The following is a 24406-nucleotide window of genomic DNA, read 5'->3' on the forward strand; positions in this document are numbered from 1 at the left end:
CGCCCCTTCGCCCCGGTCCTCGTCACACCGGGACGAAGGGGCCGTTTCAGGAACCGGTGCTCTGGCGGCGGCGCATGAGGACCACGGCGGCGCCCAGCGCGCCGACGATCAGCGCGCCGCCGGTGACCATCTCGGCCGTGCCGACCCCGTCGGCCCCGCCGCTGCCGAAGCCGGCCTTCACGCCCTTGCGCGCACCGGTCGGGGCGGCGTCGTGCTGTCCGCCGCCGGCGATGGTGAGCTTCGTGGTGCCGCGCTCGCCCTTGCAGTCGAAGGTGATCTCGTACTGGGCACCGACCTTGGCGGCGACGTCGACGGTCGCGGTGCCCTGGTGGCCCTCGTTCAGGGTGACGGTCTCGAAGATCCCCGACGTGACGGTGACGGTGGGGACCTCGCATCCGTCGGACGTGAGCGTGACGGTGCCGCCGGGGGCGACGGTCTCCGGCGTGACGGAGAAGCCGAACGACGTGATGTCGTGCCCGGTCCCTTCCTTGGGGAAGCCGTCGTCCTCCGCGGACGCCGGAGGCGCCACGATCGCGAGCGGGGCGACGGCGAGCAGGGCTGCGGCGGCGGCACGTATCGCGCGCATGGTGGTCCTCCCGATGACGCGAGGGCGGATTGCGGAGTGGTTCCACAGAGGGGCCGGAAGAAGACCCTCGCCGCGATCGAAGCTAGGCGCGCGCCGGACCCCTCGCCACCGGGCTCCGCCGAACGGGGCAACCCGCACCCGGCACCGACGGCAGAGCACGCGCGCGGCGGCGTGGGGCGGCGCGGGCCCGCAGAGGGGCGCGTGCCCGCGGGGTGGGGCCCCCACCCCGCGCGCACCGTCCACGGCAGGCGAGCGTGCGGGGCGGGCAGCGGTGCACGTCCAGGGTCGGCGCCGCCCGCTCCCGGCTGCCGCGCTAGGCGAGCCCGAGGGCCTACGGCAGGCGGACGACCTGGCCCGCGTAGGAGAGGTTGCCGCCGAAGCCGAAGAGCAGGACCGGTGCGCCTGAGGGGAGTTCGCCGCGTTCGACGAGCTTGGCCAGGGCGAGCGGGACGGAGGCGGCGGAGGTGTTGCCGGAGTCGACGACGTCCCGGGCGACGACCGCGTTGACCGCACCGATCTTCGCGGCGAGCGGCTCGACGATGCGCAGGTTGGCCTGGTGGAGGACGACGCCGGCCAGCTCCTCGGGGGTGACCCCGGAGCGCTCGCACACCTTTCGGGCCAGGTGCGGCAGCTGCTGGGTGGCCCACCGGTAGACGGTCTGCCCCTCCTGGGCGAAGCGCGGCGGGGTGCCCTCGATGCGCACGGCGTGGCCCATCTCGGGGACGGAGCCCCACAGGACGGGACCGATGGCTCCGGTGTCGGTCCCGGTCGCCTCGACGACGGCCGCGCCGGCGCCGTCACCGACGAGCACGCAGGTGGTGCGGTCGGTCCAGTCCACGACCTCGGTCATCTTGTCGGCGCCGATGACCAGGGCGCGGCGCGCGGCCCCGGCCCGTACGGCGTGGTCGGCGGTGGCGAGGGCGTGGGTGAAGCCGGCGCACACCACGTTGAGGTCCATGGTGGCGGGCGAGCCCATGCCGAGGCGGGCGGCGACGCGGGCGGCCGTGTTGGGCGAGCGGTCGATGGCGGTGGAGGTGGCGACGAGGACCAGGTCGATGTCGCCGGGGCCGAGGCCGGCCGCGGCGAGGGCCTTGCCGGCGGCGTGCGCGGCGAGCTCGTCGACCGGCTCCTCGGGGCCGGCGACGTGCCGGGTGCGGATGCCGACCCGGCTGGTGATCCACTCGTCGCTGGTCTCGACGAGGGCGGCGAGGTCGTCGTTGGTGAGCACCTTGGCGGGCTGGTAGTGCCCGAGCGCGGCGATTCGAGTGCCCGTCATGCCCGGGACCCCCTAGGTCTGTGGATCGGCAGTTCGTTCGTGCGGTGGTGCGGATGGTGCATCTGGTGCGTTCCTGCGGCAGGACCACCCAGTCTTGCCAGCGACTGATGGGTAACAGGTGACGTAAACCACCAAGATTCACCCGAAGTGCCTGTCCGACCATGACAAGGGGAGAATGGGGCCGGTCAGGCCGCACGCGGCTTCCCGCACGGACAGAAACGAGTACAGCCTCATGGGACGGGTGACCGAGCGACGGCGCGTGCTGCGTATCCGGGGCGGGGCGGTGAACGAGCGGCCGGACACCCTCGTGGCGGAGGAGCCGCTGGAGATCCGGCTGAACGGTCGGCCGATCGCGATCACCATGCGCACCCCGGGCGACGACTTCGCGCTCGCGGCCGGGTTCCTGGTCAGCGAGGGAGTGCTGGCCGCCGCGTCGGACGTGCGGAACATCGTGTACTGCGCGGGCGCCAAGGACGACGGCTCGAACACCTACAACGTGGTGGACGTCCAGCTGGCCCCCGGCGTCGTCGTCCCCGACATCACCCTGGAGCGCAACGTCTACACGACCTCGTCGTGCGGCCTGTGCGGCAAGGCCAGCCTGGACGCGGTGCGCACCACGGCGCGCTTCCCGATAGCCGACACTCCCCCGGTCCGGCTGACGCCGGCGCTGCTCGCTGCGCTGCCCGACCGGCTGCGGGCGGCGCAGCGCGTCTTCGACCGCACCGGTGGGCTGCACGCGGCGGCGCTGTTCTCGGAGGACGGCGAACTGCTCGACGTACGGGAGGACGTGGGCCGGCACAACGCCGTGGACAAGCTGGTGGGCCGGGCGCTGCGCGAGGGGCTGCTGCCGCTGCGGCGGGCGGTGCTGCTCGTCTCGGGGCGGGCCTCGTTCGAGCTGGCGCAGAAGGCGGTGATGGTGGGCCTGCCGGTGCTCGCCGCGGTGTCGGCCCCGTCGTCGCTGGCGGTGGACCTGGCGGCGGAGTCGGGGCTGACGCTCGTCGGCTTCCTGCGCGGACAGGACATGAACGTGTACGCCGGCGAGCACCGGATCGCCCTGGAGCCGTTGCCGGAGAACTGACCCCGGTCCGGTCGGGGCGCGGGCCCGGCTCCCGACCGGACCGGGGCCGGGCCCACGCAGCGGACCCGGGTTCCCCCGGGATCGGGGCCGTGTCCGCCCCGGCTCAGTTCTTGGGCGGGTCGATCATCTGGAGTTCGAGCGTCGCCGGGGGCCTGGCGATGCCGGGGCCGCCGGCCTCGGTCCAGGCGAGGACCTCGTCGAGGCAGTCCTCGTCGGCGCTCCAGCCGATCCAGGCGGCCCGTCCGCCCCGGCGCCGGCCTTCGGTGGACGGCTGGACCACGAGCACGTTGGCCTGGGCGCAGGGGCCGAGGCAGTCGCTCGTACGGACGACCAGTCGGCCCGCGGAGGCCGCTGCGGCCGCCCGGAGCCGGGCCAGCTGCCCGTCGTGGTCCATGCCGGGGTTCTTGCGGGCGTCGCCGCAGCAGCAGCCGCGGCAGACGACCAGGGAGCAGGGCCGGGCCCCGTACCGTATCGGCACCCGGCTCACGCGGCACCGTCCAGCGTGATCGCGTCGACGGCGGCGACCGTGCCGAGGCGCGGGAAGTCCAGCTGGACGGAGGCGCGGTGCTCGTCGGCGGTGAGGGCGGTCATGGCGTCCTCGGCGAAGACGAGGTCGTAGCCGAGGTCGCCGGCGGCGCGGGCGGTGGACTCGACGCCCAGGTTGGTGGCGATGCCGCCGAGGACGAGGGTGCTGACGCCGTGCTTCTGCAGGAGCTCGTGGAGGCCGGTGCCCTGGAACCCGCCGATGGTGCGCTTGACGACGACGTCGTCGCCGTCGTGGACGAGCGCGGCGACGAGCTCGCTGCCGGGCGGCTGCGTGTCGATCCCCGGGCGTTCCACCCGGATGTGGACGACGGGCGCGCCTGCTGCCCGGAAGGCGTCGGCGAGGCGGCCGGCGGCGTCGAGGGCTTCGGTGCCGGGACGGGGAGCGAGAGGCAGCGCGACGATGCGCTCCATCAGGTCGACGAGGACGAGTGCGGTGCGGCCGGGATCGAGTGCGGGCATGGGAGCACCGTATCGGCCCCGATGATCACCGCGGTGCGGCCGGGGATGTGATCCCGCCAACGGGCTCCGCGCCCGGGCCCCGGCCGGGATCGGGGGCGGACGCCGGGTCGACCGCGGGGCGGGAGACCGGACCGGACGGCTGCCCGGGCGCCTCGTCCCCGGGCGCCTCGTCCTCGGGCTCCGCCGCCTCCGGGTCACCGGCCCGGCGGCGGGCGATGACCGCGCAGACCATGAGCTGCATCTGGTGGAAGAGCATCAGGGGCAGCACGGCGAGCGAAGCGTGCGCGCCGAAGAGGACGCTCGCCATCGGCAGGCCCGCGGCCAGGCTCTTCTTGGAGCCGGCGAACTGGATCGCGATCCGGTCGCCCCGGCCGAAACCGAGCCGCTTCGCCCCGTACCAGGTCAGCGCGAGCATCACCGCGAGCAGCACCGCCTCCACGGCGAGCAGCAGCCCCAGCCGGCCCGGGGTGACCAGGTGCCAGACGCCCCGGTTCATGCCCTCGCTGAAGGCCGTGTAGACGACGAGCAGGATCGAGCCCCGGTCGACGTACCCCAGCACCTTCTTGTACCGCACGAGGAAGCCGCCGACCCACGGGCGCAGCAGCTGCCCCGCCAGGAACGGCACCAGCAGCTGGAGCACGATCTTGACCGCCGAGTCGGCGGAGAAGCCGCCCGCGCCGCTCCCGAGCAGGAAGGCGGCGAGCAGCGGGGTGATCACGATGCCGGCGAGCGAGGAGAAGGAGCCGGCGCAGATCGCGGCGGGCACGTTGCCGCGGGCGATCGACGTGAAGGCGATCGAGGACTGGATCGTGGACGGCACGAGGCAGAGGAAGAGGAGGCCGCCGTAGAGGTCGGGGGTGAGGACCGTCGGCACGAGTCCCCCCGCGGCGAGGCCGAGCAGCGGGAAGACCAGGAACGTGCAGGCGAGCACGGTGCCGTGGAGCCGCCAGTGCCTCAGGCCGTCCAGCGCCTCGCGGGTGGAGAGCCGGGCGCCGTAGAGGAGGAAGAGCAGCGCCACCGCCCCGGTCGACGCGCCGCTCGCGACCGTCGCCGCCGCCCCGGACGCGGGCAGCAGCGCGGCCAGGCCGACCGTGCCGAGCAGCGCCAGGATGTACGGGTCGATCGGCAGCCAGGCCGGCAGCAGGGGCCTGCGGGACCCACGGGGCGTACGGGAACTCATGTGCCCATCCTGGTCGACGGCACCACGATCGGGAATCCCGTACAGCGCACTGACTGTCATCACGAATCGCGATAACGTCGCACCGTGAGCGCGAGCATGTACGAGCCGGCCCAGTTGCGGACCTTCCTCGCCGTCGCGCAGACCCTCAGCTTCACGCAGGCCGCCCGGCGGCTCGGTCTGCGCCAGTCCACGGTCAGCCAGCACGTGCGGCGACTGGAGGAGGCGACCGGCCGGCCGCTCTTCGTCCGGGACACGCACGGCGTGGAACTGACCGAGGACGGCGAGGCGATGCTCGGTTTCGCGCGGACGATCCTGGAGGCGCACGAGCGCGCGGCGGCCTTCTTCACCGGGACCCGGCTGCGCGGCCGGCTGCGCTTCGGCGCGTCGGAGGACTTCGTGACGACCCGGCTGCCGGAGATCCTGGAGGCCTTCCGGCGCGAGCACCCGGAGGTCGACCTGGAGCTCACGGTCGAGCTGTCCGGCACGCTCCAGGCCCGGCTCGAGGCGGGTCGGCTCGATCTCATCCTGGCCAAGCGGCGCGGTGGCGAGGACGGGGACGCCGGCGGCGAGCTGGTGTGGCAGGACGTGCTGGTGTGGATCGGCGCGCCGCGGCTGCGGCTCGACCCGGAACGTCCGGTGCCGCTGATCGTCTTCCCGCCCCCGGGGATCACGCGGGCCCGCGCGCTGGAGGCACTGCAGGCGCAGGGGCGCCCGTGGCGGATCGCGTGCACGAGTTCGAGCCTGAGCGCGAACGTGGCGGCGGCCCGGGCCGGGCTCGGCGTCATGGCGCACACGCGGGGCCTGCTGCCGCACGGCCTCGTCGAGCTGCCGGCCAGGGCGGGGCTCCCGGAGCTGGGCGCGGTCGACTTCGTACTGCGCAAGGGGCGCCGGCGCGGGTCGACCCAGGACGCGGCGGACGCCCTGGCGGCGGCGATCCTGGCGGGCGGCGACCGCCTCCACCGCCCACGCTGAGCGACGGGCGAGCCACCCCGAACCGAACCGGTCGCTCCGGCAATCGGCCGGCGAAGCTCCGTGCACCGACCGCCGCGCCTCACCCCACCGCCGCCCCGGACCCCCACGAACCGGCCACGTGGCCCCACCCGCACCACGCCCCACACCCCCGCCCACCGGCGCCCCGCGACGGCAGGCCGGCGGATGGGGTGGCGGGGCGCGGTGGCCGGTTCGGCGGGGGTCGCCGGCCGCCCCCGGGCGCCCGCCCGCCGCCCGCCGAGCCCCTGGTGGGCGCCGGATCGGTGCTGTCGACGGGGGGTCGCGGTGATCGCTCCGTACAGATTCCGTGGAGATTCCGGCCATCGGGGCTTACCGAGGGTTAGGCAATGGCCCTCACCCTGCGCTCACTTGTCCGGTTTCCCTCCCCTGACCTGTGGATACGTGCAAGGTCGCGGCTTGGTGAAGGCCCTCCCCCCGGGTCACGGCGTGGGGTAGGTTCACCGCGCCGTACGGATTGCGACATCGAGCGGGCGAGGGAGCAGGTCAGTGCGCGAGTTCACCGTGCCGCCCGTCGAGGCGGCGCCTCAGGTCGGCGGTCTGGCGGACGCCGTGTTCGACCATGCCGAGCGGGATCCGGACCGGGTCGCGCTGGGTCGCAAGGACGCCGACGGGCAGTGGCGGGAAGTGACCGCCGCGGAGTTCCGGGACGAGGTCCTGGCTCTTGCCAAGGGTCTGATCTCCGAGGGCGTGCGGTTCGGCGACCGCGTCGCGATCATGGCGCGAACCCGTTACGAGTGGACGCTCTTCGACTTCGCGCTGTGGGCGCTGGGCGCGCAGCCCGTGCCGATCTATCCGACGTCCTCCGCCGAGCAGGTCCTGTGGATGCTGCACGACGCCGAGGTGACCGCCTGCGTCGTGGAGCACGAGGACCACGCGATGACGATCGGCTCGGTGATCGACCGGCTGCCGCGGCTGCAGCGCCTGTGGCAGCTCGACGCGGGCGCGGTCGGCGAGCTGATCGCGGCGGGCTCGGACATCGACGAGGACGTCGTGCAGCGGCACCGCAAGGCCGTGACGCCCGAGTCCGTGGCGACGGTGATCTACACCTCGGGCACCACGGGCCGCCCCAAGGGCTGTGTGATCACCCACGCGAACTTCATGTTCGAGACGGACATGCTGATCGGGCGCTGGGAGCCGGTCTTCCACTCCCGGCCGGGCGACGAGGCCTCGACGCTGCTGTTCCTGCCGCTCGCGCACGTCTTCGGGCGGATGGTGGAGGTGGCGGCGATCCGGGGCGCGGTGAAGCTGGGCCACCAGCCGGTGCTCGCCGCGTCCGAGCTGCTGCCGGATCTGCGGGCCTTCCGGCCGAGTTTCGTGCTGGCGGTGCCGTACATCTTCGAGAAGGTCTTCAACGCCGCCCGGCGCCGGGCCGAGGCGGAGGGGAGGCGGGGGCCCTTCGACAAGGCCGTGGACGTGGCGGTCCGGTACGCGGAGGCGCTGGAGCACAAGGCCTTCGGCATCGGGCCCGGTCCGTCGGCGGGGCTGCGGATGCAGCACCAGTTCTTCGACAAGACGGTGTACGGCAAGGTCCGCGAGGCGCTCGGCGGCCGGGTGCGGCACGCGATGTCGGGCGGCTCGGGCATGGACCGGCGGCTCGGGCTCTTCTTCGAGGGCGCGGGCGTGACGATCTTCGAGGGGTACGGCCTGACGGAGTCCTCGGCCGCGGCGACGGCGAACCCGCCGGAGCGCACCAAGTACGGCACCGTGGGCCAGCCGGTGCCGGGGACGACGGTGCACATCGCGGAGGACGGGGAGGTGTGGCTGCACGGCGCCCACGTCTTCTCCGGGTACCTCAACAATCCGCAGGCGACCGGCGCCGTGCTCAACGACGGGTGGCTGGCGACCGGTGACCTGGGGGCGCTCGACGAGGAGGGCTACCTGACGATCACCGGGCGCAAGAAGGAGATCCTGGTGACGTCCGGCGGCAAGAGCGTGTCACCGGCCGGTCTGGAGGAGCAGGTCCGGGCCCACCCGCTGGTGGCGCAGTGCATCGTGGTCGGCAACGACCGGCCGTACGTGGCGGCGCTGGTGACGCTCGACCAGGAGGCCGTGGACCACTGGCTGTCGATGCAGAACCGGCCGCCGCTGCCGGCGTCCGAGCTGGTGCGCGACCCGGTCCTGGAGACCGAGATCCGGCGAGCCGTCGTGGCGGCCAACGTACGGGTCTCGCAGGCGGAGTCGATCCGCACCTTCCGGATCCTGGCGCATCCGTTCAGCGAGGAGCACGGGCTGCTGACCCCGTCGCTGAAGCTGAAGCGGAAGGCGATCGAGCAGGCGTACGCCTCGGAGGTCGAGGCGCTGTACCGCTGATCCACCGCCTCCGCCCGTCATCTGTCGCACCACCACCTGGCGTGAGCGGTCGTCGGCCGCCCGTCAGCGCGCGCAGGACGCGGTCGCCCGAAGGGGGACGGCCGATCGTCTCCGGAGCGCTCCGCACCCCTGCCGCCGCGGCGCCGGGCCCGCGCTCCTCGTCGCGCAGCATGTCTCCTTCGTGGCGGGGCGGCGTGCCCGCGTGGTCGCCCACGACCCGGGGCGGGTCGCCGAGGCCGGCGGAGCCGGTACGGGCGGATCCGCGGGCGCGCGGCACCCGTACGGGGAGCGACGGCGACTTCTTGCGGCCCGGAGGAATGCGATCCGGCCGGTGATCGTTGAAGGTGGAGGAGAGAACCGACGACGTTAGGAACGACCCCTCGTGAGCACGGACAGCAAGGTCCCCTTCCTCACCCTCAACAACGGCGTGCGCATGCCGCAGCTCGGCTTCGGCGTCTGGCAGGTGCCGGACGACGAGGCCGAGGGCGCCGTCTCCACGGCCCTGGAGGCGGGCTACCGCTCCATCGACACCGCCGCGATCTACGCGAACGAGACGGGCACCGGCAAGGCGCTCGCAGGCTCGGGGATCCCGCGCGAGGAGCTCTTCGTCACGACGAAGCTGTGGAACAGCGAGCAGGGCTACGACTCCACCCTGCGGGCCTTCGACGCCTCGCTGGCGAAGCTGGGCCTGGACCACGTCGACCTGTACCTGATCCACTGGCCGCTTCCGGCGAAGGACGCGTACGTCGACACCTACCGGGCCTTCGAGAAGATCCTCTCCGAGGGCCGCGCCCGGGCGATCGGCGTGTCCAACTTCCTGCCCGAGCACCTGGAGCGGCTGCTCGGCGAGACCTCGGTCGTCCCCGCGGTCAACCAGATCGAGCTGCACCCGCAGCTCCAGCAGACCGAGGCCCGCGCGGCGCACGCGAAGTACGGCATCGCCACCGAGGCCTGGTCGCCGCTCGGCCAGGGCCGCGGCCTCCTGGAGGTCCCCGCGCTCGTGGCCATCGCGCAGAAGCACGGCCGCACCCCGGCCCAGGTGGTGCTGCGCTGGCACCTCCAGATCGGCAACGTGGTCATCCCGAAGTCGGTGACGCCCTCCCGCATCCGGGAGAACATCGACGTCTTCGACTTCGAGCTGGACGCCGAGGACCTCGCTGCCGTCGCCGCGCTCGACGAGGGCCGCCGTCTCGGTCCGAACCCGGGCGAGTTCAACGTCGGCGCCTGATCCGTGCAGGTCGCGGAGGGGATCTACCGGGTACGGAACGTGGCCAGCGGCCTGCTTCTGGAGGTGTACGAGGGGTCGACGCGCAGCGGTGCCCCGGTGCGGCAGTCCGCCGACCGCGGCACCCCGGGCCAGCACTGGCACATCACCCCGGTCCCGAACGGCGGCGGCCTCTACCACCTGGTGAACGTGGCCGGCGGGAAGCGGCTCGACGTCGCGAACGCCTCGACGGAGAACGGCGCCCGGATCCAGCAGTGGAAGGCCAACAACTTCGGCGCCCAGGAATGGATCATCGAGCAGGACCTCCAGTCGCCGGGCACGGTGGCGCTGGTGAGCTTCGTCAGCGGCCTGCTCCTGGAGGTGGCGGACGGCTCGCGCGAGGACGGCGCGGACGTCCGGCAGTGGGAGGACACCGACTCCCCGTCACAGTGGTGGCGGTTGGAGCCGGTGTCCTGAGGCGGTCGGAGCAGGGGGCCCGGGGCCCCGGCCGCGCCCGGACCGCCGCCGTTCCGCCCGCGCCTCAGGCGGACCTGCGTGCCGTGTGCACCGTGCGGGCGGCCAGCAGGAACAGGTCCGGGCGGCGGTGCAGCGACAGCGGGTCGGCCGGGTCGAGCAGCCGGTCGAGGGCGGCGCGGTCGTCGTCCGCGAGGCACTCGGCCAGGCCGCTCCGCTGCCGCTCGTAGTAGGCGACGATCTGCTCGCGCACGACGTCCGGCAGCGGCGCGGGCAGGTCGGAGAGGAAGCTGCGGGTGCCGCTGGGGGTGAGCCCGGCGTCGGTGAGGAGACCGGCCCAGTCGTCGATCTCCTCCTTGCTGTCGGGCAGCGCGGCCCGCATCTCGCCGAACCAGTCGGCGCTCGCCGCGTCGATCCGGGCCTCCAGGCCCGGCCGGCCGACGCCCGCGTTCCACGGCAGGTGGCGGGCGGGCAGGCCGCCCTCGGCGAGCGCGATGACTCCGCCGGGGTTCAGCACCTCGGCGAAGGACGCGAGGGCGGCGCGCTGGTCGCCGATGTGGTGCAGCGAGTGACTGGCCCAGATCAGGTCGGCGGTGCCCAGCGCGGCGAACGCGGCGGGGAGTTCGGCCTGGAGGGTGGTGACCCGGCCGCCGAGCCCGCGGGCGTCGGCCCGCTCCCGGGCGAGCGCGAGGAGTTCGGGGCTCGCGTCGACGGCGACGACCTCGGCCGCGGGGAAGGCCTCGGCGAGCAGGGCGGTGACGACGCCCGGTCCGCTGCCGATGTCCAGGACCCGGCGCACGGCCGGAGCGGGCGCGAGGGCGGCGAGCCAGGCGGCGGCCTCGGCGTAGAGGGGGCTCTGGGTCTCGGCCTGCCGGGTGAGCAGGGGGGCCAGCTCGACCCAGTCGAGGTGGGCCCGGTCGTGGTGGGCATGGTGACCGTGCGGGTGGCCGTGGCTGTGCTGCCGGTCCTGGTGCTGACGGTCCTGGTGGTCGATGGTGCTCATGGGGACAGGGTGCGCCCGCCGCTGCCGGAAGAGCGAATGAACTTGCCGAACCGGCAAGTGTCGCACAGGCGACCGACCGGTCTCGCGCACGCGTGCGAAGAGTGTCAGGTCCCCCGGTGCTGCTGCGGGCTGACCCCGCGCACCCGCTTGAAGGCCGCGCTCAGTGCGAAGGCGCTGCTGTAGCCGACCTGGCGGGCGACCGACTCGACGGTGGCGTCGGTCTGCCGCAGCAGGTCGGCGGCGCGCGCGAGGCGCCATCCGGTGAGGTACGCCATCGGCGGCTCCCCCACCAGGCCGGTGAAGCGCCTGGCCAGCGCGGCCCGCGAGACGCCCGCCTTGTCGGCGAGGGTGGCGACCGTCCAGGGGTGCGCCGGGTCGTTCTCCATGAGCCGCAGGGCCCGCCCGACGACGGGGTCGCCCATCGCCCGGTACCAGGCGGGGGCGGCGGCCCCGGGACGGGAGAACCAGGCGCGGACGGCGGCGATCAGGAGCAGGTCGAGCACCCGGTCGAGGACCACGCTCTGGCCGGGCTCGTCGCGGGAGATCTCCTCCTCCAGGAAGGGCATCAGCGGGCACTTCCACACCTCGGCGGGCAGGTGCAGCAGGTCCGGCAGGGCGTCGAGCAGCCGCCGGCTGACCTCGCCGGCCAGCAGGTAGGTGCCGACGAGGACGGTGGTGGTGCCGTCGGGCGCGTTGCCCCAGGTCCGTACGCCGAGGCTCATCGACTCCTCCAGGGGTTCGCCGCTGAGGGTCGAGCAGTGACCGCCGGGGCCGATGACGGCGGTGGGCGGCGCGTCGGAGGTGTGGGCGACGGTGTACGGCTCCGGGCCGCGGGCGATCGCGATGTCGCCGGGCCGCAGCAGGACCGGCGCCCCCTCGCCGTCCGGCACGATCCACGCCTCGCCGTCGGTGACGCACATCAGGCAGAGCGGGGCCTCGTCCGCGATCCGTACGGACCAGGGCGGGGCCATGACCATCCGCAGGACGAAGGCGCCCTTGGCGCGGGGTCCGTCGAGGAGACCGGCGAGTGCGTCCATGGCGGCCAGCGTAGACGCAGGCGTATGCGGGTGAGCCGGTGAAGCATGGGAAGGCCGGGCCGCGACGACGAGTCTGGAGACATGACGACGCACACGAACGACACGCGGACGGACGACACGCAGCCGGGCGACGCGCGGACGGTCCTGGTGACCGGCGCGACCGGCAAGACGGGACGCCGGGTGGCCCGCCTCCTGGCGGAGCGCGGGGCCCGGGTCCTCGCCGGCTCCCGCGGCGGCCCGACCCGCTTCGACTGGGAGGACCGGACCACTTGGGGCCCGGCCCTGGCCGGCGCGGACGCCGCCTACGTCACCTACTACCCCGACCTGGCCGCGCCGGGCGCCGAGGAGGCGATGCGCGCCTTCGGCGGGCTCGCGGCGCAGCACGGGGTGCGGCGGCTCACGCTGCTCTCCGGCCGGGGCGAGCCGGACGCGGTGCGGGCGGAGGGGGCGCTGCGCGCCTGCGGGCTCGAACTCACCGTGGTGCGGGCCGCGTTCTTCGCGCAGAACTTCGACGAGGGGCTGCTCGCGGAAGGCGTCGCGGCCGGGGTGATCGCCTTTCCGGCCGGTGACACGGCGGAGCCGTTCGTCGACCTGGACGACCTCGCCGAGGTGGTCGTGGAGACACTGCTGCGGGACGGGCACGCGGGCCTGGTGCATGAGATTACCGGGCCGCGGGCGCTGACCTTCGCCGAGGTGGCGGCGGAGCTGTCGCGCGCCTCGGGCCGCCCGGTCGCGTACGTGCCGACGAGCGAGGGCGAATTCGCCGGGATGCTCGCCGGGTTCGGCCTGCCGGAGCTCGAAGCGGCCTGGCTGGCCGCCCTGTTCACGATGCTTCTCGACGGGCACAACACCCCGGTGACGGACGGGGTGAAGCGGGTCCTGGGCCGCGAGCCCCGCGACTTCGCTGCGTACGCGGACCGGGTGTTCGGACCGGACGCGCCCCTGGGTCCGGAGCCGGGTCCGGCGGGCAGCCCGGCGGGCCCGGCCGCGGCTCAGGCGTAACGGGCGGCGAGGGTCCGCACGGTGGTGGCGATCCGCTCGCGGAGGTCCCCGGGTGCGAGGACCTCCACCTCCGTACCGAGGCCGAGCAGGGTGTCGTGGGCGTGCTCGGGCCCCTCGACGGGCAGGGCGACCCGGATCCAGCCGTCGGGTTCCGGGCTGCCGTGCTCCGTGACGGCGCGGGCCGCCGCGCCGCCGAGCCGGGCCGCGCCGCGCGGGGAGATCCGTACGAGGGCCTCGTCCCGGTGCAGCCGGGCGTGGAAGTCGTCCTGGGCCGCCCGCCAGTGCGCGGCCAGGTCGAAGCCCTCGGGGACGACGGCCTCCTCGTCGGTGACGGTGAGGCCGAGGATCTGGTCCACCCGGTAGGTGCGCGGCCCGGGGCCGGCGACGAGATACCAGCGGCCCGCCTTGAGCACGAGGCCGTAGGGCTCCAGGCGCCGGTCGACGTCGGTGGGTTCCTTCCAGCGCCGGTAGCGGACGGCGAGGACGCGCCCGGTGCGGACGGCGTCGGCGACCTGGGGCAGGAAGGGGGCCTCGGTGTCCTCGGCGTACCAGCCGGGGGCGTCGATGTGGAAGCGGGTGCGCAGCCGGTCGACGTGCTCGCGCAGTGGCGGCGGCAGCGCGGCCCGCAGTTTCAGCTGGGCGTCGGTGAAGTGCCCGCCGAGTCCGAGCTCGTCGGCGGCGACGGGCAGCCCGGCGAGCACGAGCGCCTCGGCCTCGCGCGCGTAGAGGTCGGTCAGGCGGTGGCGGTGTCCGGCGAGCAGCCGGTATCCGCCGCGGTGCCCGGCGTCGCCGTACAGCGGCACCCCGGCGGCGTGCAGGGACTCGACGTCCCGGTAGACGGTGCGGACGGAGACCTCCAGCTCCTCGGCGAGCTCCTGGGCGGTCATGCGGCCGCGGTTCTGCAGGAGCAACAGGATCGTCAGGAGACGGCTGGACTTCACTGACACAAGATGTCAGGGGACTGCTCCTACAGTCCAGCCATGGCTTTCACGGAGAAGAACCTCTTCGTGCCGGAGCCGGTGGAGATCGCCGGCCGGCACGTCAAGCGCTATCACGTCACCGACGACCCCTCGGGCATCGAACCGGAGATCGAGAAGGCGGCATACGCGCTGCTCCCGGAGCTCCTTCCGGAGCCGGACGGCACCCCGCCGGCGAGCTTCGTGGTGCTGCACCGGGGCGGCGACACCGGCGCCTACCTCAACGTCTACAGCTGGCAGTGGGACAACGTGCTGCACTTCAGCGGCGCGGCGGCGGGCCAGCCGGCCCTCGACTGTCCCGACGCCGACCCGGCGCACTTCGTCCGCATCGCTCCTGGGGCCCGCAACTGGATCGGCTGCGTCTGGGAGTTGGCGCCGCTGACCCACGAACGGCACGCCTGGGTACGGCACATGCTCGCGCCGGACGTCCCGGACCTGCCGGGCTACCTCGCGGACGCGCTCCGCTCGGGCACGACGGGACCGGCGGCGTGACGCACACGGCGCCGCGCGGCTTCGACTTCCTGGAGGGCGCCTGGGCCGTCCGCAACCGGCGGCTCGCCGACTTCCTCGATCCGGACAGCGGCTGGGAGGAGTTCGGCGGGCACACCACCGGGCGCCTCCTCCGGGACGGGCGGGCGCACCTCGACGAGATCGTCTTCCCGGCGAAGGGCTTCAGCGGGCTGACGCTGCGCCTGTACGAGCCCGAGGCCGACGAGTGGACGCTGAACTGGTCCGACAGCCGGACCGGCCGGCTGGACCCGCCGGTGCGCGGGCGGTTCGGCCCGGACGGCACGGGCGAGTTCTTCGGCGACGACCACTACGGCGGGCGGCCGGTACGGGTGCGGTTCCGCTGGTCCGGGATCGGCCCGGGGACGGCCCGCTGGGAGCAGGCCTTCGCGCCGGCCGGGACCGACCGATGGGTGGTGAACTGGGTGATGGAGTTCAGTCGCGAGTCGTCCTGACGTAGCAGGCGAGCCGGTAGACGGGGTCGGCGCGCGGCCGGTCCTGGTCCGGGAGCGCGGCGAGGGACCGGGCGAGGTTCTCCACGGTCGCGGGGGTGCCGTGGAACCAGGACGCGAAGTGGCCGCGCCGCAGCCTCTCCGCCGTGCCGCGCGGGGTGGCGCCCTGGCCGTGACCGGTGAAGCCGGTGCCGGGCGCCGGGACGAGACCGTGGGCGTCGGCGTACGCGGTGACCAGGTCGGCGCGGTCGGAGCCCGCGTGGCCGGCACGGTGCGGGCGGAGCACGGCGTCGATGTCGCTGCCGACGTCGTGGGCGAGGTCCTTGTCGACGGTGGCGATCAGGACACCACCGGGCCGCAGCACCCGGGCCGCCTCGGCGACGATGTCCTCGGCGAACGGCACGAGGTGCAGCAGCCAGACCGCGCTCACGGCGTCGAGCGTGCCGTCCCGCAGCGGCAGCCGCCGGGCGTCGGCGCGGACGACCCCGTCCGGGACCCGGCCGGTGGCGGTGCGCAGCATCGCGTGGGCCGCGTCGGCGCCGTACACGGTGAGTCCGGGCCGGGTGAGCCGTTCGGTGACGAGGCCGGTGCCGCAGGCCAGGTCCAGCAGGGTACGGGCGACGGGCGGCACGAGCCGCAGCACGGCGTCGGCCGCCGCCCGAGCCCGCGGCACCCCGCCGCGGGTCTCGTCGTAGCGCGCGGCCTCCGCCTCGTAGTCGAGGATCGTCGTCCTCGTGAACTCCCCCATGCGGGGGATCGTACGCGGGGGTGTCAGCGCGCGCCGTGGCCGGGCGCCACCGCCTCCACGCGCTCGGCGAGCTCGAAGTCCTTGTCCGTGACGCCGCCGGCGGTGTGGGTGTTCACCGAGACCGCGACCGTGCGGTAACCGAGCGTCAGATCGCTGTGGTGGTTGAGCTCCTGCTGGATCTGGGCCACGTGGACGACGAGCGCCGTCGCGGCGAAGTGGTCGGCGAGCTCGTACTTCCGGGTGATGTGATCGCCGTCGAGGGCCCAGCCTGGGAGCTCCCGCAGTCGGTCCTCGATCTCCTTCTGCGACAGGGGCTGTGTGGGCACGTGGTGCTCCCTCCGGTCGGGCTGCTGGTGTCGGTGCGTGCGTGGTGACGGAGCGGTCCCGGGGAGAACGTACCCGGGTCCCCCTCTGGGATACCGTCTGGCCATGACAACTGTCGTGACCGACACGGGTGTGGGTCCGCTGCTGCGCGGCTGGCGGGAGCAGCGGCGACTGAGCCAGCTGGAGCTGGCGCTGCGGGCGGACTCGTCCGCGCGGCACATCTCCTTCGTCGAGACCGGGCGCTCGCGGCCCAGCGAGGAGATGGTCCTCAAGCTGGCGGAGCACTTGGACGTGCCGGTGCGGGAGCGCAACGCCCTGCTCCTGGCCGCCGGTTACGCCCCCCGGTTCACCGAGTCGACGCTCGACGAGCCTCGGCTGGAGACGCTTCGTGAGGGCATCGGCCGGCTGCTCCAGGGCTACGAGCCGTTCCCGGCGCTCGTCGTGGACGGCTCGTACACGGTGGTGGCGGCCAACCAGGGGATCGGGATGCTCCTCACGGGACTGCCGGAGCACCTGCTGACCCCGCCGCTGAACGCCATGCGGATCACCCTCCACCCGGAGGGACTCGCCCCGCGCATCCGCAACCTGCGGGAGTGGCGGGGGCATCTGCTGGCCCAGATGGAGCGTCAGATCGGGCTTCTCCGCTCGGAGTCGCTGCGCGCGCTGTACGAGGAGGTGGCGGCCTATCCGCTGCCGGCGGGCGCCGACGGCCCGGACGAGGGTCCGGACGCCCATGAGGAGCCGTACCCGTACTTCGCGCTGCCGCTGCGGATCGAGCACGACGGGCGGGTGCTGTCGTTCGTGTCGTCCATCTCGACGTTCAACACGCCGCTGGACGTGACCGTCGCCGAGCTGGCCATCGAGACCTTCCTCCCGGCCGATCCGGCGACGGTCGCGTACCTGCGGTCGCTCACGCCGTAGCGGCCCGCAGGGCGGACCACTGGAGCCCGGCGAAGCCGGCGACGGTGCCGGCCTGGAGCAGGGTCCACGCCGCGCCGGCGGTGGTGGGCTCCAGCCAGGCGACGAGCGCGACGACGCTGAGCACGGTCCACAGCAGGTTGGCGTCGACGACGGCCTTCACTCCGGGGGCGGACGGCCGCGGGCGGCTCGCGAGCCAGGCCACCCCGGCCGCGTACGCGGTGAGGAAGAGCCCGGCCTCGAAGAGCAGCCCGCGGTCGACACCGAGGAACTCCCCGAGGGGCCCGGGGGCGGCGACGTAGGCGAGACCGTTGGCGGCGGTGACGACGGCGTCGAGGGCGAGGAACCGGCGCACCATGGACAGCGGCTGAGCGGTACGGGCGAGACCGGCGAGCAGGGCCTGGGACATGGTGGATCACCCTCCTGGAAGGCATGTCTGACGGGGCTTCGAGCCCGGCCCCCGGGCGGAGTGCGCCGCCCGGGACCCGGTGACCAGGAGCATGCCGGGGTGGCGGGCGCGGGTCGATGACGTCCGAGGTAATGCGGGGGCGTCCGCCCCGGCCGGGTGACCTTCTCCCGTCAGGGGCGGGTGGCCGCCTCGCTGTCGGGATGGAGGGGGAAGATCTGGGCGAGGCCGGTGAGATGCATGAGCCGGAGGGTGTGTTCGGGGACGCCGGCGAGCGCGATGTCGGCCTGGGTGGCGAGGGCGTGGTTGCGGGCGACGATCAGGGCGGTGAGTCCGCTGGAGTCGCAGAACTCCATCGCCGTCAGGTCGATCACGAGGCGTTGGCCCGGTCGGAGGGTGACCGTGGCGAGCACGTCGCGCAGCGCCGGGGCGGTGTCGTAGTCGAGTTCGCCGATGATCCCCAGGACGGGGCCGGTCGTGGCGTCTCGGGTGGTGATCTTCAGTGGGCTCATGTCCGGTTCTTCGTTGTCGGCACGGGGGTCGGACGGGTGGGGGCGCCGAGGGCGAGCAGGGCGGTGTCGTCGTCCAGGCCGTCGCCGAAGCCGTCCAGGAGGCCGGTGAGTGCCGTGACGACAGCGCCGGGGGGCTCTCCGGCATGGTCGGCGAGGAAGGTGCGCAGTGCCTCGTCGCCGTAGAGGGTGCGGCCTTCGCCGGTACGGGCTTCGGTGAGGCCGTCGGTGTAGAGCAGGAGGGTGTCACCGGGAGCCAGGGTGGTGGCGGCGGTGACGAAGGGCGCGCTGGGCAGGATGCCGACCAGGAGGCCTCCCGGGGTGGGGAGGTAGTCGGCGCGGCCGTCGGCGCGCAGGACCAGGGCCGGCGGGTGACCGCCCGAGGCGAGTCGGACGGCGACCCGTCCGGTTTCGGGGTCGGGTTCGAGGATCCCGAAGACGACGGTGCTGTAGCGCGGGTCCCCGGCGCTGTAACGCTCGTGGAGGACGGTGTTGAGGGTGGTCAGGGTGGTGACGGGGTCGGGGTCGTGCAGGGCCGCGGCACGCAGGGTGTAACGGGTCAGCGAGGTGACCGCCGCCGCTTCGGGACCCTTGCCGCACACGTCGCCGAGGAAGAAGGCCCAGCGCTGCCCGCCGAGGAAGAAGAGGTCGTAGAAGTCGCCGCCCAGCTGGTCCGGTGAGGCGGTTCGGTAGTGGGCGGCCGTCTCCATGCCCGGGATCGCGGGCAGGGTGTCGGGCAGAAGCGACCGCTGGAGGACGGCGAGGGCGTCCGCCAGCCGGGCACGGTCGGCCTCCGCCTGGCGACGGGACTCCTCGGCGGCCTTCCGGGCCCGCAGCAGCTCCTCTTCGTAGGCGCGGCGATCGCGGGCGTCGAAGACGGTGGTGCGGATGAGCAGGGGGTCGCCGCCGTCACCGTGCTTGACGACGGAGGAGATCAGCACCGGCATCCGTGCCCCGTCGGTCCCCTTCATCTCCAGGGCGATACCGCCGATCTCTCCCCGCATCCTCAGCAGGGGCGCGAAGTGCGTCTCGTGGTAGAGCTTGCCGCCCACGGTGAGCAGGTCGGTGAACCTCATCCGGCCCACCACCGCCCCGCGCTCCAGCCCGAGCCAGTCCAGGAGGGTGGCGTTGATCCGCGCGACGGTGCCGTCCAGCAGGGTCGAGAGGTATCCGCACGGCGCGTTCTCGTAGAGTTCCTCGGCGCTGTCCTCCAGCAGCGAGGCGAAGACCTCGTCCGAGGTCTCTTCGCCGTTCGGGTCGGGTTGCTGCCCGGTGCGGCACATCACCGCAGCCCTGCCAGGAAGCCGGTGATCGCTTCGATGGTGGCCTCGGGCGCGGACAGCTGGGGGCAGTGTCCGGTGGCGTCGAGGGTGACCAGCGTCGAGCCGGGGATCGCCCGGTGGACGAAGGCGCCGACCTCCCGGGGGGCGATGACGTCTTCGGTGCATTCCAGGATCAGTGTGGGCACCGTCACCTTCTTGAGATCCTCCCGTGAGTCCGAGAGGAACGTGGTCCGGGCGAAGACGCGCGCCATGTCCGGATCCGTGGCGCAGAAGCTGCCCGTCAGCTCCTCGCCGAGTTCGGGCCGCTCGGGATTGCCCATGATGACGGGGGCCATCGCCGACGACCAGCCGAGGTAGTTCGACTCCAGCGACGCGAGCAGTTCGTCGATGTCCTCGTGGCTGAACCCGCCCCGGTATCCCTCGTCGTCGATGTAGCGCGGAGAGGGCGCGACCATCACCAGGGCGCCGATGCGCTCCGGCGCCGCGTCCGCCGCGAGCACACCGGTCATCGCGCTGACCGAGTGGCCCACGAACACCGCGTCCCGCAGGTCGAGCGCCTCACACACCTCGACCACGTCCTGGGCGTAGCCCTCCAGGGAGGCGTAGCGGCTCTCCGAGAACGCGGACGGGTCCGAACGTCCCGAACCCACGTAGTCGAACAGGACGAGCCGGTGATCCCGCGCCAGGGCGGGCACGGCCAGCCGCCACATGTTCTGGTCGCAACCGAACCCGTGAGCAAGCACCACCGCCCGGCCATGCGGGTTGCCCGTGACGGTGACGTTGTTCCTGCGTTCGATATCCATACCCTCACCCTCCCAGACGGCACCCCTTTCCCCCGCATCGTCGTGAGGCCCCCCACACCCCCACCCACGACGTCCACGAATCGCGCGGGCCACGGGGCGCCGGCCCGGCCGGGCCGGCCGAGGGTCCGGTCCGCCCTGAACGGCGCCGCCCGCCGGCGGAGGGGACGGGCACGGGGACGGGATCTCTCAGGAGCCGCAGGCGCAGCCGGCGGCCGCCTTCGCCTGCTGCGGAGTCCGCTCCCCGTCGACGGCCGCCTCCTCCGGGGTGCAGCAGGCCGTGGTGCCGCAGCAGGCGTCGGACGTGGCCCCGGCGGCCTTGGTGAGGGTGTCGGCGTCCGCCTTGACCACGTAGACCTCCCAGGGCTCCCCGCCCGGGCCGGTGACCCAGACCTTGTCCTGGAGGGCGTAGCAGCACGCGGTGTCGTTCTCCTCGAAGGTGGCCAGTCCGGCGTCCTTGAGGCGCGTGGTGGCCGCGGTGACCTGGTCGGTGCTCCCGACCTCCACGCCCAGGTGGTCGAGCCGGGTGTCCTCGCCGGGCTCGCCCTGGATGAGGACGAGCTTGAGCGGCGGCTCGGCCACGGCGAAGTTGGCGTACCCGGGACGACGCTTCGCGGGCTCGACGCCGAAGAGCTTCGCGTAGAACGCGACGGATCCTTCGAGGTCGGCGACGCGGAGAGCGAGCTGGACACGGGACATGGCGGTCTCCCTGATCTGCACGTCCGGCGCTGTTTCGACATCTGTCGATACAGCCTGTCGGGGTCGACGTTGCCACCGGATTAGATGCCTGTCAACATAGACGCATGTCGAAATCAGAGGTGACGGTGATCGGGCAGGACGATCAGGTGGCGTGCTGCTCGCCCATGGTCCGCGAGCCGCTGGGCGAGGCGGCAGCCGCCGACCTGGCCAGGATGTTCAAGGCCCTCTCGGACCCGGTCCGGCTGCGGCTGCTCTCGCTGATCGCCTCGCACGAGGGCGGCGAGGCCTGCGTGTGCGACCTCACCGGCCCGTTCGACGTGTCCCAGCCGACGATCTCCCACCACCTGAAGGTGCTGAGGGAAGCGGGCCTGGTGGACTCCGAACGGCGCGGCACCTGGGTCTACTACTGGGTGCTGCCCGCGGCCCTCGCCCGGCTCTCCTCCCTCCTCCAGGCGCCGGCCGGGGCCCTGCCGGCCGGAGCGCCCGGAGCGGCCGGATGAGGCCCTCTCTTCGTCGTCGCGCGCTGGCCGAGCTGATCGGCACCGCGGCCCTCGTCACGATCGTGGTCGGCTCCGGCATCCAGGCCACCGAGCTGACCCACGACGTGGCCCTCCAGCTGCTCGCCGACTCCCTCGCCACGGTCTTCGGCCTCGGTGTGCTCATCGCACTCCTCGGCCCGGTCTCCGGGGCACACTTCAATCCGGCCGTGACCCTGGCCGTGTGGTGGACCGGACGCCGTGCCGGGGACGGCCCGGCGCCGCGCGCGGTGGCGGCCTATGTGTCCGCGCAGATCGTCGGGGGCATCGGCGGCGCGGTGCTGGCGAACGCGATGTTCGCGGAACCGCTCGTCCGGCTCTCCACTCACGAGCGATCCGCCGGTCACCTGTGGCTGGGCGAGATCGTCGCCACCGCCGGCCTGGTGCTCCTGGTCCTGGGGCTGGGCCGGACGGCCCGGCAGCGGCTCGGCCCCGTCCTCGTGGCGTCCTACATCGGCGCGGCCTACTGGTTCACCTCGTCCACCAGCTTCGCCAACCCGGCCGTCACCGTCGCGCGGGCCTTCTCGGACACCTTCGCGGGCATCGCCCCGGGCTCGGTGCCGCCCTTCGTCGCCGCACAGCTCGTCGGCGCAGGCGTGGGCCTCGCCCTGGCGGTCGCCCTCTTCGGCCGCTCCGCGCCCGCAGCCGTACCCGCACCGTCCGGCGAGCCCGGACTCGCCTCCGCCCGTCGCTGAACCACCCCGACCCAGGAAGTCCGCCCCATGACCACTCCCCGGATCCCGTCCGTGCTGTTCGTCTGCGTCCACAACGCGGGCCGGTCCCAGATGGCCGCCGCCTTCCTCGCCCACCTCGGCGGCGACCGGGTCGAGGTCCGGTCTGCCGGTTCCGCCCCCGCGGACACGGTGAACCCGGCCGTCGTCGCGGCCATGGCGGAGGTCGGCATCGACATCGCCGCCGAGAAGCCGAAGGTGCTCACCACCGCGGCCGTGCAGACGTCCGACGTGGTCGTCACCATGGGCTGCGGCGACGCGTGCCCGTACTTCCCCGGCAAGCGCTACCTCGACTGGAAGCTGGCCGACCCCGCGGGCCGGGGCGTGGCCGCCGTACGCCCGATCCGCGACGCCATCGAGCAGCGCATCCGCGGCCTGCTGGGCGAGCTCGGCATCGAGCCGCGCGGTTGAGGGCGGCCGGACACGGCGGGGAGCGCCTTCGCTAGGTCAGGATGTCCGCCACGAACCCGAGGGCCTGCATGACCCGGTACTTCACCCGGTGCCAGGGACTGCAGAATCGTTTCGGTGCCCACCAGCGGCGTTGTTCCAGCAACCGCTTGCACCACGTGCACGGCAGCGGCTCGACCTCGATCTCGATGACCCCCATGCCGCGACCCTAACGGCCGCCCCGGAAAGACCTCCAGGCGGCCGCCGGGAACGGGGTGGGACGGAGCGTCCGGTCACGGGCCGGTCGCCGGGCCCGGTGTGCTGTCGTCCGCCGCGGGCTCCGTGCGTGTGCCGTCGCTCCGGTCGCCCGGGTGGCGCACGGCGCACAGGAAGCCCAGGCCGAGGGCGATGGCCATGCCGTAGAACACCCACTGGTTGGCCTGGGCGAAGTCCATCTGGATGGAGGACATCGCGTCCCGCGTCGCCTCCGCCGCGGGGCTCGTCCCGGTCGGGGGGCGGGAGTCACCGTGCCCGGACACGGACTCGGCGATGTTCCGGGCGACCTGCTCCGCGACCCCGGAGGAGAAGCCGCGCGCCTCCAGGGTGCCCACCACGTTGTCGGTCATGACCCGGGTGAGGATGGTGCCGAAGACGGCCATGCCCACGCTCGCCGCGTAGTTGCGCACCGTCTGGGTGACGCCGGTGACCTCTCCGTACGACGGGCCGATGGCGCGGTTCACGGCGTCCGTCGAGGCGGGGGCGAGGATGAAGCCGATGCCCGCCCCGGCGAGGGCCGCGTAGGGCCACTGGTCGTGCATGGACAGGGTGGTCAGCTTGTTCGCCCACAGGGCGAAGCCCACGGCGCCGACGATCGTGCCGGTCTTCAACGCGGGGCGGGCGCCCCGCTTGTCGAGGATCCGGCCGCCCCACTGGGAGGCGAGGGCGAAGCCCGCGAAGAAGTAGAGGAGGAACAGCGCCGCCTGGTTGGGCGAGGCGCTGAGGGACACCTGGGCGTAGACGGAGGAGAAGAAGAACACCGGGACGAAGGCGAGCATCGCGAAGAACAGCACGGCCACGTCCACGGTGAACGCCCGGTCCTCGAACACCCGCAGGTCGACGAGTGGGTGGCGGACGCCCCGCTCGTAGCGGACGAACACGTAGAGCACCGCCAGTCCGCCCACGACGCAGAGCCACGTCGCCCAGCTGTCCCAACCCCAGGCCCACGCCTGCTGGAACCCGAGGACGCTCAGCCCCATGCCGGCGGCGATGAGGACGGCTCCGGGCACGTCCAGCGAACCGGTGCGCGGCCGGTCCGCGATGTGTGCCAGGGCCGTCAGGACCAGGGCGACGACCGCGACCGGCACGTTGACCCAGAACACGGCGCGCCAGGTCCAGGAAGCGGTGAGCCAGCCGCCGAGCAGCGGCCCGACGGCGGTGAGGGCCCCGGAGAGCCCGAAGAACAGGGCCAGGGCGCGGCCCCGTCGTTCGACCGGGAACACGGCCACCACCACGGCCAGAGCGGCGGGGAAGAGCAGGGCCGCACCGAGGCCCTGGACGGCCCGGAAGGCGATGAGCCAGGCCTGCGCGTAGTCCCCCTCGGGGACGCAGCCGCACATCACCGACGCGACGACGAACACCAGGGTGCCGACCACGACGATCCGCCGGGGCCCGTACAGGTCCGCCAGCCGCCCGCCGAGCGCGAAGAAGGCCGCCAGGGCCAGCAGGTAGGCGTTGACGACCCATTGCATGCCGGAGCTCGACAGCCCCAGCTCGCGGACGATGTCCGGCGCGGCGATCGAGACGATCGTCTGGTCGATGAAGGTCATCGCCACGGCGAACATCATGGCCGCGAGGGCCACGGTCTGATTCGGCGTCCGTTCCGACGCCTGCCCCCTGGCCCGGGTCCCCGGACCGGATGCCGGTTGGTTGCTCACCCGCCCAGTGTGATCGTGAGGGGGCGGTT

General features: G+C 73.5%; 29 protein-coding genes. 12 read left to right on the plus strand and 17 right to left on the minus strand.

All coding sequences use genetic code 11. The features are described 5' to 3' along the window. Window positions 1–46: 46 nt before the first annotated feature. Both ACGF1Z_RS05345 and ACGF1Z_RS05350 read right to left on the minus strand, forming a co-directional pair. Complete coding sequence (locus ACGF1Z_RS05345) at window positions 47–586, minus strand: hypothetical protein (protein ID WP_393000073.1); 540 nt, start codon at window positions 584–586, stop codon at window positions 47–49. 331 nt (window positions 587–917) lie between these two features. Next, window positions 918–1862: a beta-ketoacyl-ACP synthase III gene (locus ACGF1Z_RS05350; RefSeq protein ID WP_393000075.1), complete on the minus strand. Its 945-nt coding sequence runs from the start codon at window positions 1860–1862 to the stop codon at window positions 918–920. 232 nt (window positions 1863–2094) lie between these two features. Here ACGF1Z_RS05350 and fdhD point away from each other — a divergent pair, with 232 nt between their 5' ends. Next, window positions 2095–2940 carry a formate dehydrogenase accessory sulfurtransferase FdhD gene (gene fdhD, locus ACGF1Z_RS05355; RefSeq protein WP_393000077.1) on the plus strand — a complete coding sequence of 282 codons (846 nt, stop codon included), beginning with the start codon at window positions 2095–2097 and terminating at the stop codon, window positions 2938–2940. Between the two features lie 103 nt (window positions 2941–3043). Here fdhD and ACGF1Z_RS05360 read toward each other — a convergent pair whose 3' ends face one another. From ACGF1Z_RS05360 to ACGF1Z_RS05370, 3 genes are read right to left on the minus strand one after another with little or no spacing between them, the layout of a single operon-like run. Continuing rightward, the gene (locus ACGF1Z_RS05360) at window positions 3044–3427 is read right to left on the minus strand and encodes a (2Fe-2S) ferredoxin domain-containing protein (protein ID WP_393000079.1); all 384 of its coding nucleotides are present in this window, start codon (window positions 3425–3427) and stop codon (window positions 3044–3046) included. Then, window positions 3424–3945: an isochorismatase family protein gene (locus ACGF1Z_RS05365; protein ID WP_393000081.1), complete on the minus strand. Its 522-nt coding sequence runs from the start codon at window positions 3943–3945 to the stop codon at window positions 3424–3426. Before ACGF1Z_RS05365 ends, ACGF1Z_RS05360 begins: the two co-directional genes overlap by 4 nt. 25 nt (window positions 3946–3970) lie before the next feature. Beyond that, window positions 3971–5125 carry a bile acid:sodium symporter gene (locus tag ACGF1Z_RS05370; protein WP_393000083.1) on the minus strand — a complete coding sequence of 385 codons (1155 nt, stop codon included), beginning with the start codon at window positions 5123–5125 and terminating at the stop codon, window positions 3971–3973. A gap of 96 nt (window positions 5126–5221) precedes the next feature. On the opposite strand from ACGF1Z_RS05370, the gene ACGF1Z_RS05375 reads away from it, so the two are divergent. The 4 genes from ACGF1Z_RS05375 to ACGF1Z_RS05390 all read left to right on the plus strand — a co-directional run bounded on the left by ACGF1Z_RS05375 (window position 5222) and on the right by ACGF1Z_RS05390 (window position 10127). Beyond that, window positions 5222–6097, plus strand: a complete 876-nt coding sequence (locus ACGF1Z_RS05375; protein WP_393000340.1) for a LysR substrate-binding domain-containing protein — start codon at window positions 5222–5224, stop codon at window positions 6095–6097. 525 nt (window positions 6098–6622) lie between these two features. Then, window positions 6623–8446: an AMP-dependent synthetase/ligase gene (locus ACGF1Z_RS05380; RefSeq protein ID WP_393000084.1), complete on the plus strand. Its 1824-nt coding sequence runs from the start codon at window positions 6623–6625 to the stop codon at window positions 8444–8446. 433 nt (window positions 8447–8879) lie between these two features. Further along, window positions 8880–9674, plus strand: a complete 795-nt coding sequence (locus ACGF1Z_RS05385) for an aldo/keto reductase (RefSeq protein ID WP_393000342.1) — start codon at window positions 8880–8882, stop codon at window positions 9672–9674. 3 nt (window positions 9675–9677) lie between these two features. Further along, on the plus strand, window positions 9678–10127 hold the full coding sequence (locus ACGF1Z_RS05390) for an RICIN domain-containing protein (RefSeq protein WP_393000086.1): 450 nt from the start codon (window positions 9678–9680) through the stop codon (window positions 10125–10127). Window positions 10128–10191: 64 nt separating this feature from the next. On the opposite strand, the gene ACGF1Z_RS05395 is transcribed toward ACGF1Z_RS05390, so the two are convergent. After that, complete coding sequence (locus tag ACGF1Z_RS05395) at window positions 10192–11127, minus strand: class I SAM-dependent methyltransferase (RefSeq protein ID WP_393000088.1); 936 nt, start codon at window positions 11125–11127, stop codon at window positions 10192–10194. Window positions 11128–11231: 104 nt separating this feature from the next. Continuing rightward, window positions 11232–12164 (minus strand): cupin domain-containing protein, encoded by a 933-nt coding sequence (locus ACGF1Z_RS05400; RefSeq protein WP_393000090.1) that lies wholly within the window; start codon window positions 12162–12164, stop codon window positions 11232–11234. Between the two features lie 81 nt (window positions 12165–12245). Between ACGF1Z_RS05400 and ACGF1Z_RS05405 the strand changes: the two genes are divergently transcribed. Beyond that, window positions 12246–13166 carry an NmrA family NAD(P)-binding protein gene (locus tag ACGF1Z_RS05405; RefSeq protein WP_393000092.1) on the plus strand — a complete coding sequence of 307 codons (921 nt, stop codon included), beginning with the start codon at window positions 12246–12248 and terminating at the stop codon, window positions 13164–13166. Here ACGF1Z_RS05405 and ACGF1Z_RS05410 read toward each other — a convergent pair. Continuing rightward, window positions 13157–14107, minus strand: a complete 951-nt coding sequence (locus ACGF1Z_RS05410) for a helix-turn-helix transcriptional regulator (RefSeq protein WP_393000094.1) — start codon at window positions 14105–14107, stop codon at window positions 13157–13159. The genes ACGF1Z_RS05405 and ACGF1Z_RS05410 overlap by 10 nt on opposite strands. Before the next feature lie 39 nt (window positions 14108–14146). Here ACGF1Z_RS05410 and ACGF1Z_RS05415 point away from each other — a divergent pair, with 39 nt between their 5' ends. Continuing rightward, window positions 14147–14635 (plus strand): hypothetical protein, encoded by a 489-nt coding sequence (locus tag ACGF1Z_RS05415; protein WP_393000096.1) that lies wholly within the window; start codon window positions 14147–14149, stop codon window positions 14633–14635. Next, window positions 14632–15105: a hypothetical protein gene (locus ACGF1Z_RS05420; protein ID WP_393000098.1), complete on the plus strand. Its 474-nt coding sequence runs from the start codon at window positions 14632–14634 to the stop codon at window positions 15103–15105. The genes ACGF1Z_RS05415 and ACGF1Z_RS05420 overlap by 4 nt, the downstream gene beginning before the upstream one ends. On the opposite strand, the gene ACGF1Z_RS05425 is transcribed toward ACGF1Z_RS05420, so the two are convergent. Continuing rightward, complete coding sequence (locus ACGF1Z_RS05425; RefSeq protein ID WP_393000343.1) at window positions 15086–15826, minus strand: methyltransferase domain-containing protein; 741 nt, start codon at window positions 15824–15826, stop codon at window positions 15086–15088. The genes ACGF1Z_RS05420 and ACGF1Z_RS05425 overlap by 20 nt on opposite strands. A gap of 47 nt (window positions 15827–15873) precedes the next feature. After that, window positions 15874–16176 (minus strand): 4a-hydroxytetrahydrobiopterin dehydratase, encoded by a 303-nt coding sequence (locus tag ACGF1Z_RS05430; protein WP_393000100.1) that lies wholly within the window; start codon window positions 16174–16176, stop codon window positions 15874–15876. A gap of 103 nt (window positions 16177–16279) precedes the next feature. Here ACGF1Z_RS05430 and ACGF1Z_RS05435 point away from each other — a divergent pair, with 103 nt between their 5' ends. After that, window positions 16280–17095, plus strand: coding sequence for a helix-turn-helix domain-containing protein (locus ACGF1Z_RS05435; RefSeq protein ID WP_393000102.1), 816 nt, complete (start codon window positions 16280–16282; stop codon window positions 17093–17095). Here the strand turns inward: ACGF1Z_RS05435 and ACGF1Z_RS05440 are convergent. From ACGF1Z_RS05440 to ACGF1Z_RS05460, 5 genes are all read right to left on the minus strand, one after another. Then, window positions 17085–17501, minus strand: coding sequence for a hypothetical protein (locus ACGF1Z_RS05440; RefSeq protein WP_393000103.1), 417 nt, complete (start codon window positions 17499–17501; stop codon window positions 17085–17087). The two genes, ACGF1Z_RS05435 and ACGF1Z_RS05440, sit on opposite strands and share 11 nt — an antisense overlap. Window positions 17502–17671: 170 nt before the next feature. Then, window positions 17672–18010 (minus strand): STAS domain-containing protein, encoded by a 339-nt coding sequence (locus ACGF1Z_RS05445; RefSeq protein ID WP_393000104.1) that lies wholly within the window; start codon window positions 18008–18010, stop codon window positions 17672–17674. Then, entirely contained in the window at window positions 18007–19290 is a 1284-nt protein-coding gene (locus tag ACGF1Z_RS05450; protein ID WP_393000106.1) for a PP2C family protein-serine/threonine phosphatase, read from the minus strand. Before ACGF1Z_RS05450 ends, ACGF1Z_RS05445 begins: the two co-directional genes overlap by 4 nt. After that, window positions 19290–20093: an alpha/beta fold hydrolase gene (locus tag ACGF1Z_RS05455; RefSeq protein ID WP_393000108.1), complete on the minus strand. Its 804-nt coding sequence runs from the start codon at window positions 20091–20093 to the stop codon at window positions 19290–19292. The genes ACGF1Z_RS05450 and ACGF1Z_RS05455 overlap by 1 nt, the downstream gene beginning before the upstream one ends. A 186-nt stretch (window positions 20094–20279) precedes the next feature. Continuing rightward, window positions 20280–20789 carry an ArsI/CadI family heavy metal resistance metalloenzyme gene (locus ACGF1Z_RS05460; protein WP_393000110.1) on the minus strand — a complete coding sequence of 170 codons (510 nt, stop codon included), beginning with the start codon at window positions 20787–20789 and terminating at the stop codon, window positions 20280–20282. A gap of 104 nt (window positions 20790–20893) precedes the next feature. Between ACGF1Z_RS05460 and ACGF1Z_RS05465 the strand changes: the two genes are divergently transcribed. Genes ACGF1Z_RS05465 through ACGF1Z_RS05475 form a run of 3 tightly spaced genes read left to right on the plus strand, consistent with a single transcriptional unit; the run spans window position 20894 to window position 22467 of the window. Beyond that, the gene (locus tag ACGF1Z_RS05465) at window positions 20894–21289 is read left to right on the plus strand and encodes an ArsR/SmtB family transcription factor (protein ID WP_393000112.1); all 396 of its coding nucleotides are present in this window, start codon (window positions 20894–20896) and stop codon (window positions 21287–21289) included. Next, the gene (locus ACGF1Z_RS05470) at window positions 21286–22020 is read left to right on the plus strand and encodes an aquaporin (RefSeq protein ID WP_393000114.1); all 735 of its coding nucleotides are present in this window, start codon (window positions 21286–21288) and stop codon (window positions 22018–22020) included. Before ACGF1Z_RS05465 ends, ACGF1Z_RS05470 begins: the two co-directional genes overlap by 4 nt. Window positions 22021–22047: 27 nt before the next feature. Continuing rightward, window positions 22048–22467 (plus strand): arsenate reductase ArsC, encoded by a 420-nt coding sequence (locus ACGF1Z_RS05475; RefSeq protein WP_393000116.1) that lies wholly within the window; start codon window positions 22048–22050, stop codon window positions 22465–22467. Window positions 22468–22498: 31 nt separating this feature from the next. On the opposite strand, the gene ACGF1Z_RS05480 is transcribed toward ACGF1Z_RS05475, so the two are convergent. Both ACGF1Z_RS05480 and ACGF1Z_RS05485 read right to left on the minus strand, forming a co-directional pair. Next, a complete protein-coding gene (locus tag ACGF1Z_RS05480) occupies window positions 22499–22663 on the minus strand; it encodes a hypothetical protein (protein ID WP_393000118.1) in 165 nt (54 codons plus the stop codon). Between the two features lie 73 nt (window positions 22664–22736). Next, on the minus strand, window positions 22737–24287 hold the full coding sequence (locus tag ACGF1Z_RS05485; protein WP_393000345.1) for an MFS transporter: 1551 nt from the start codon (window positions 24285–24287) through the stop codon (window positions 22737–22739). Window positions 24288–24406 lie beyond the last annotated feature (119 nt).

It is taken from the genome of Streptomyces sp. NPDC048018 (assembly GCF_043202995.1).
Taxonomy (GTDB): Bacteria; Actinomycetota; Actinomycetes; order Streptomycetales; family Streptomycetaceae; genus Streptomyces.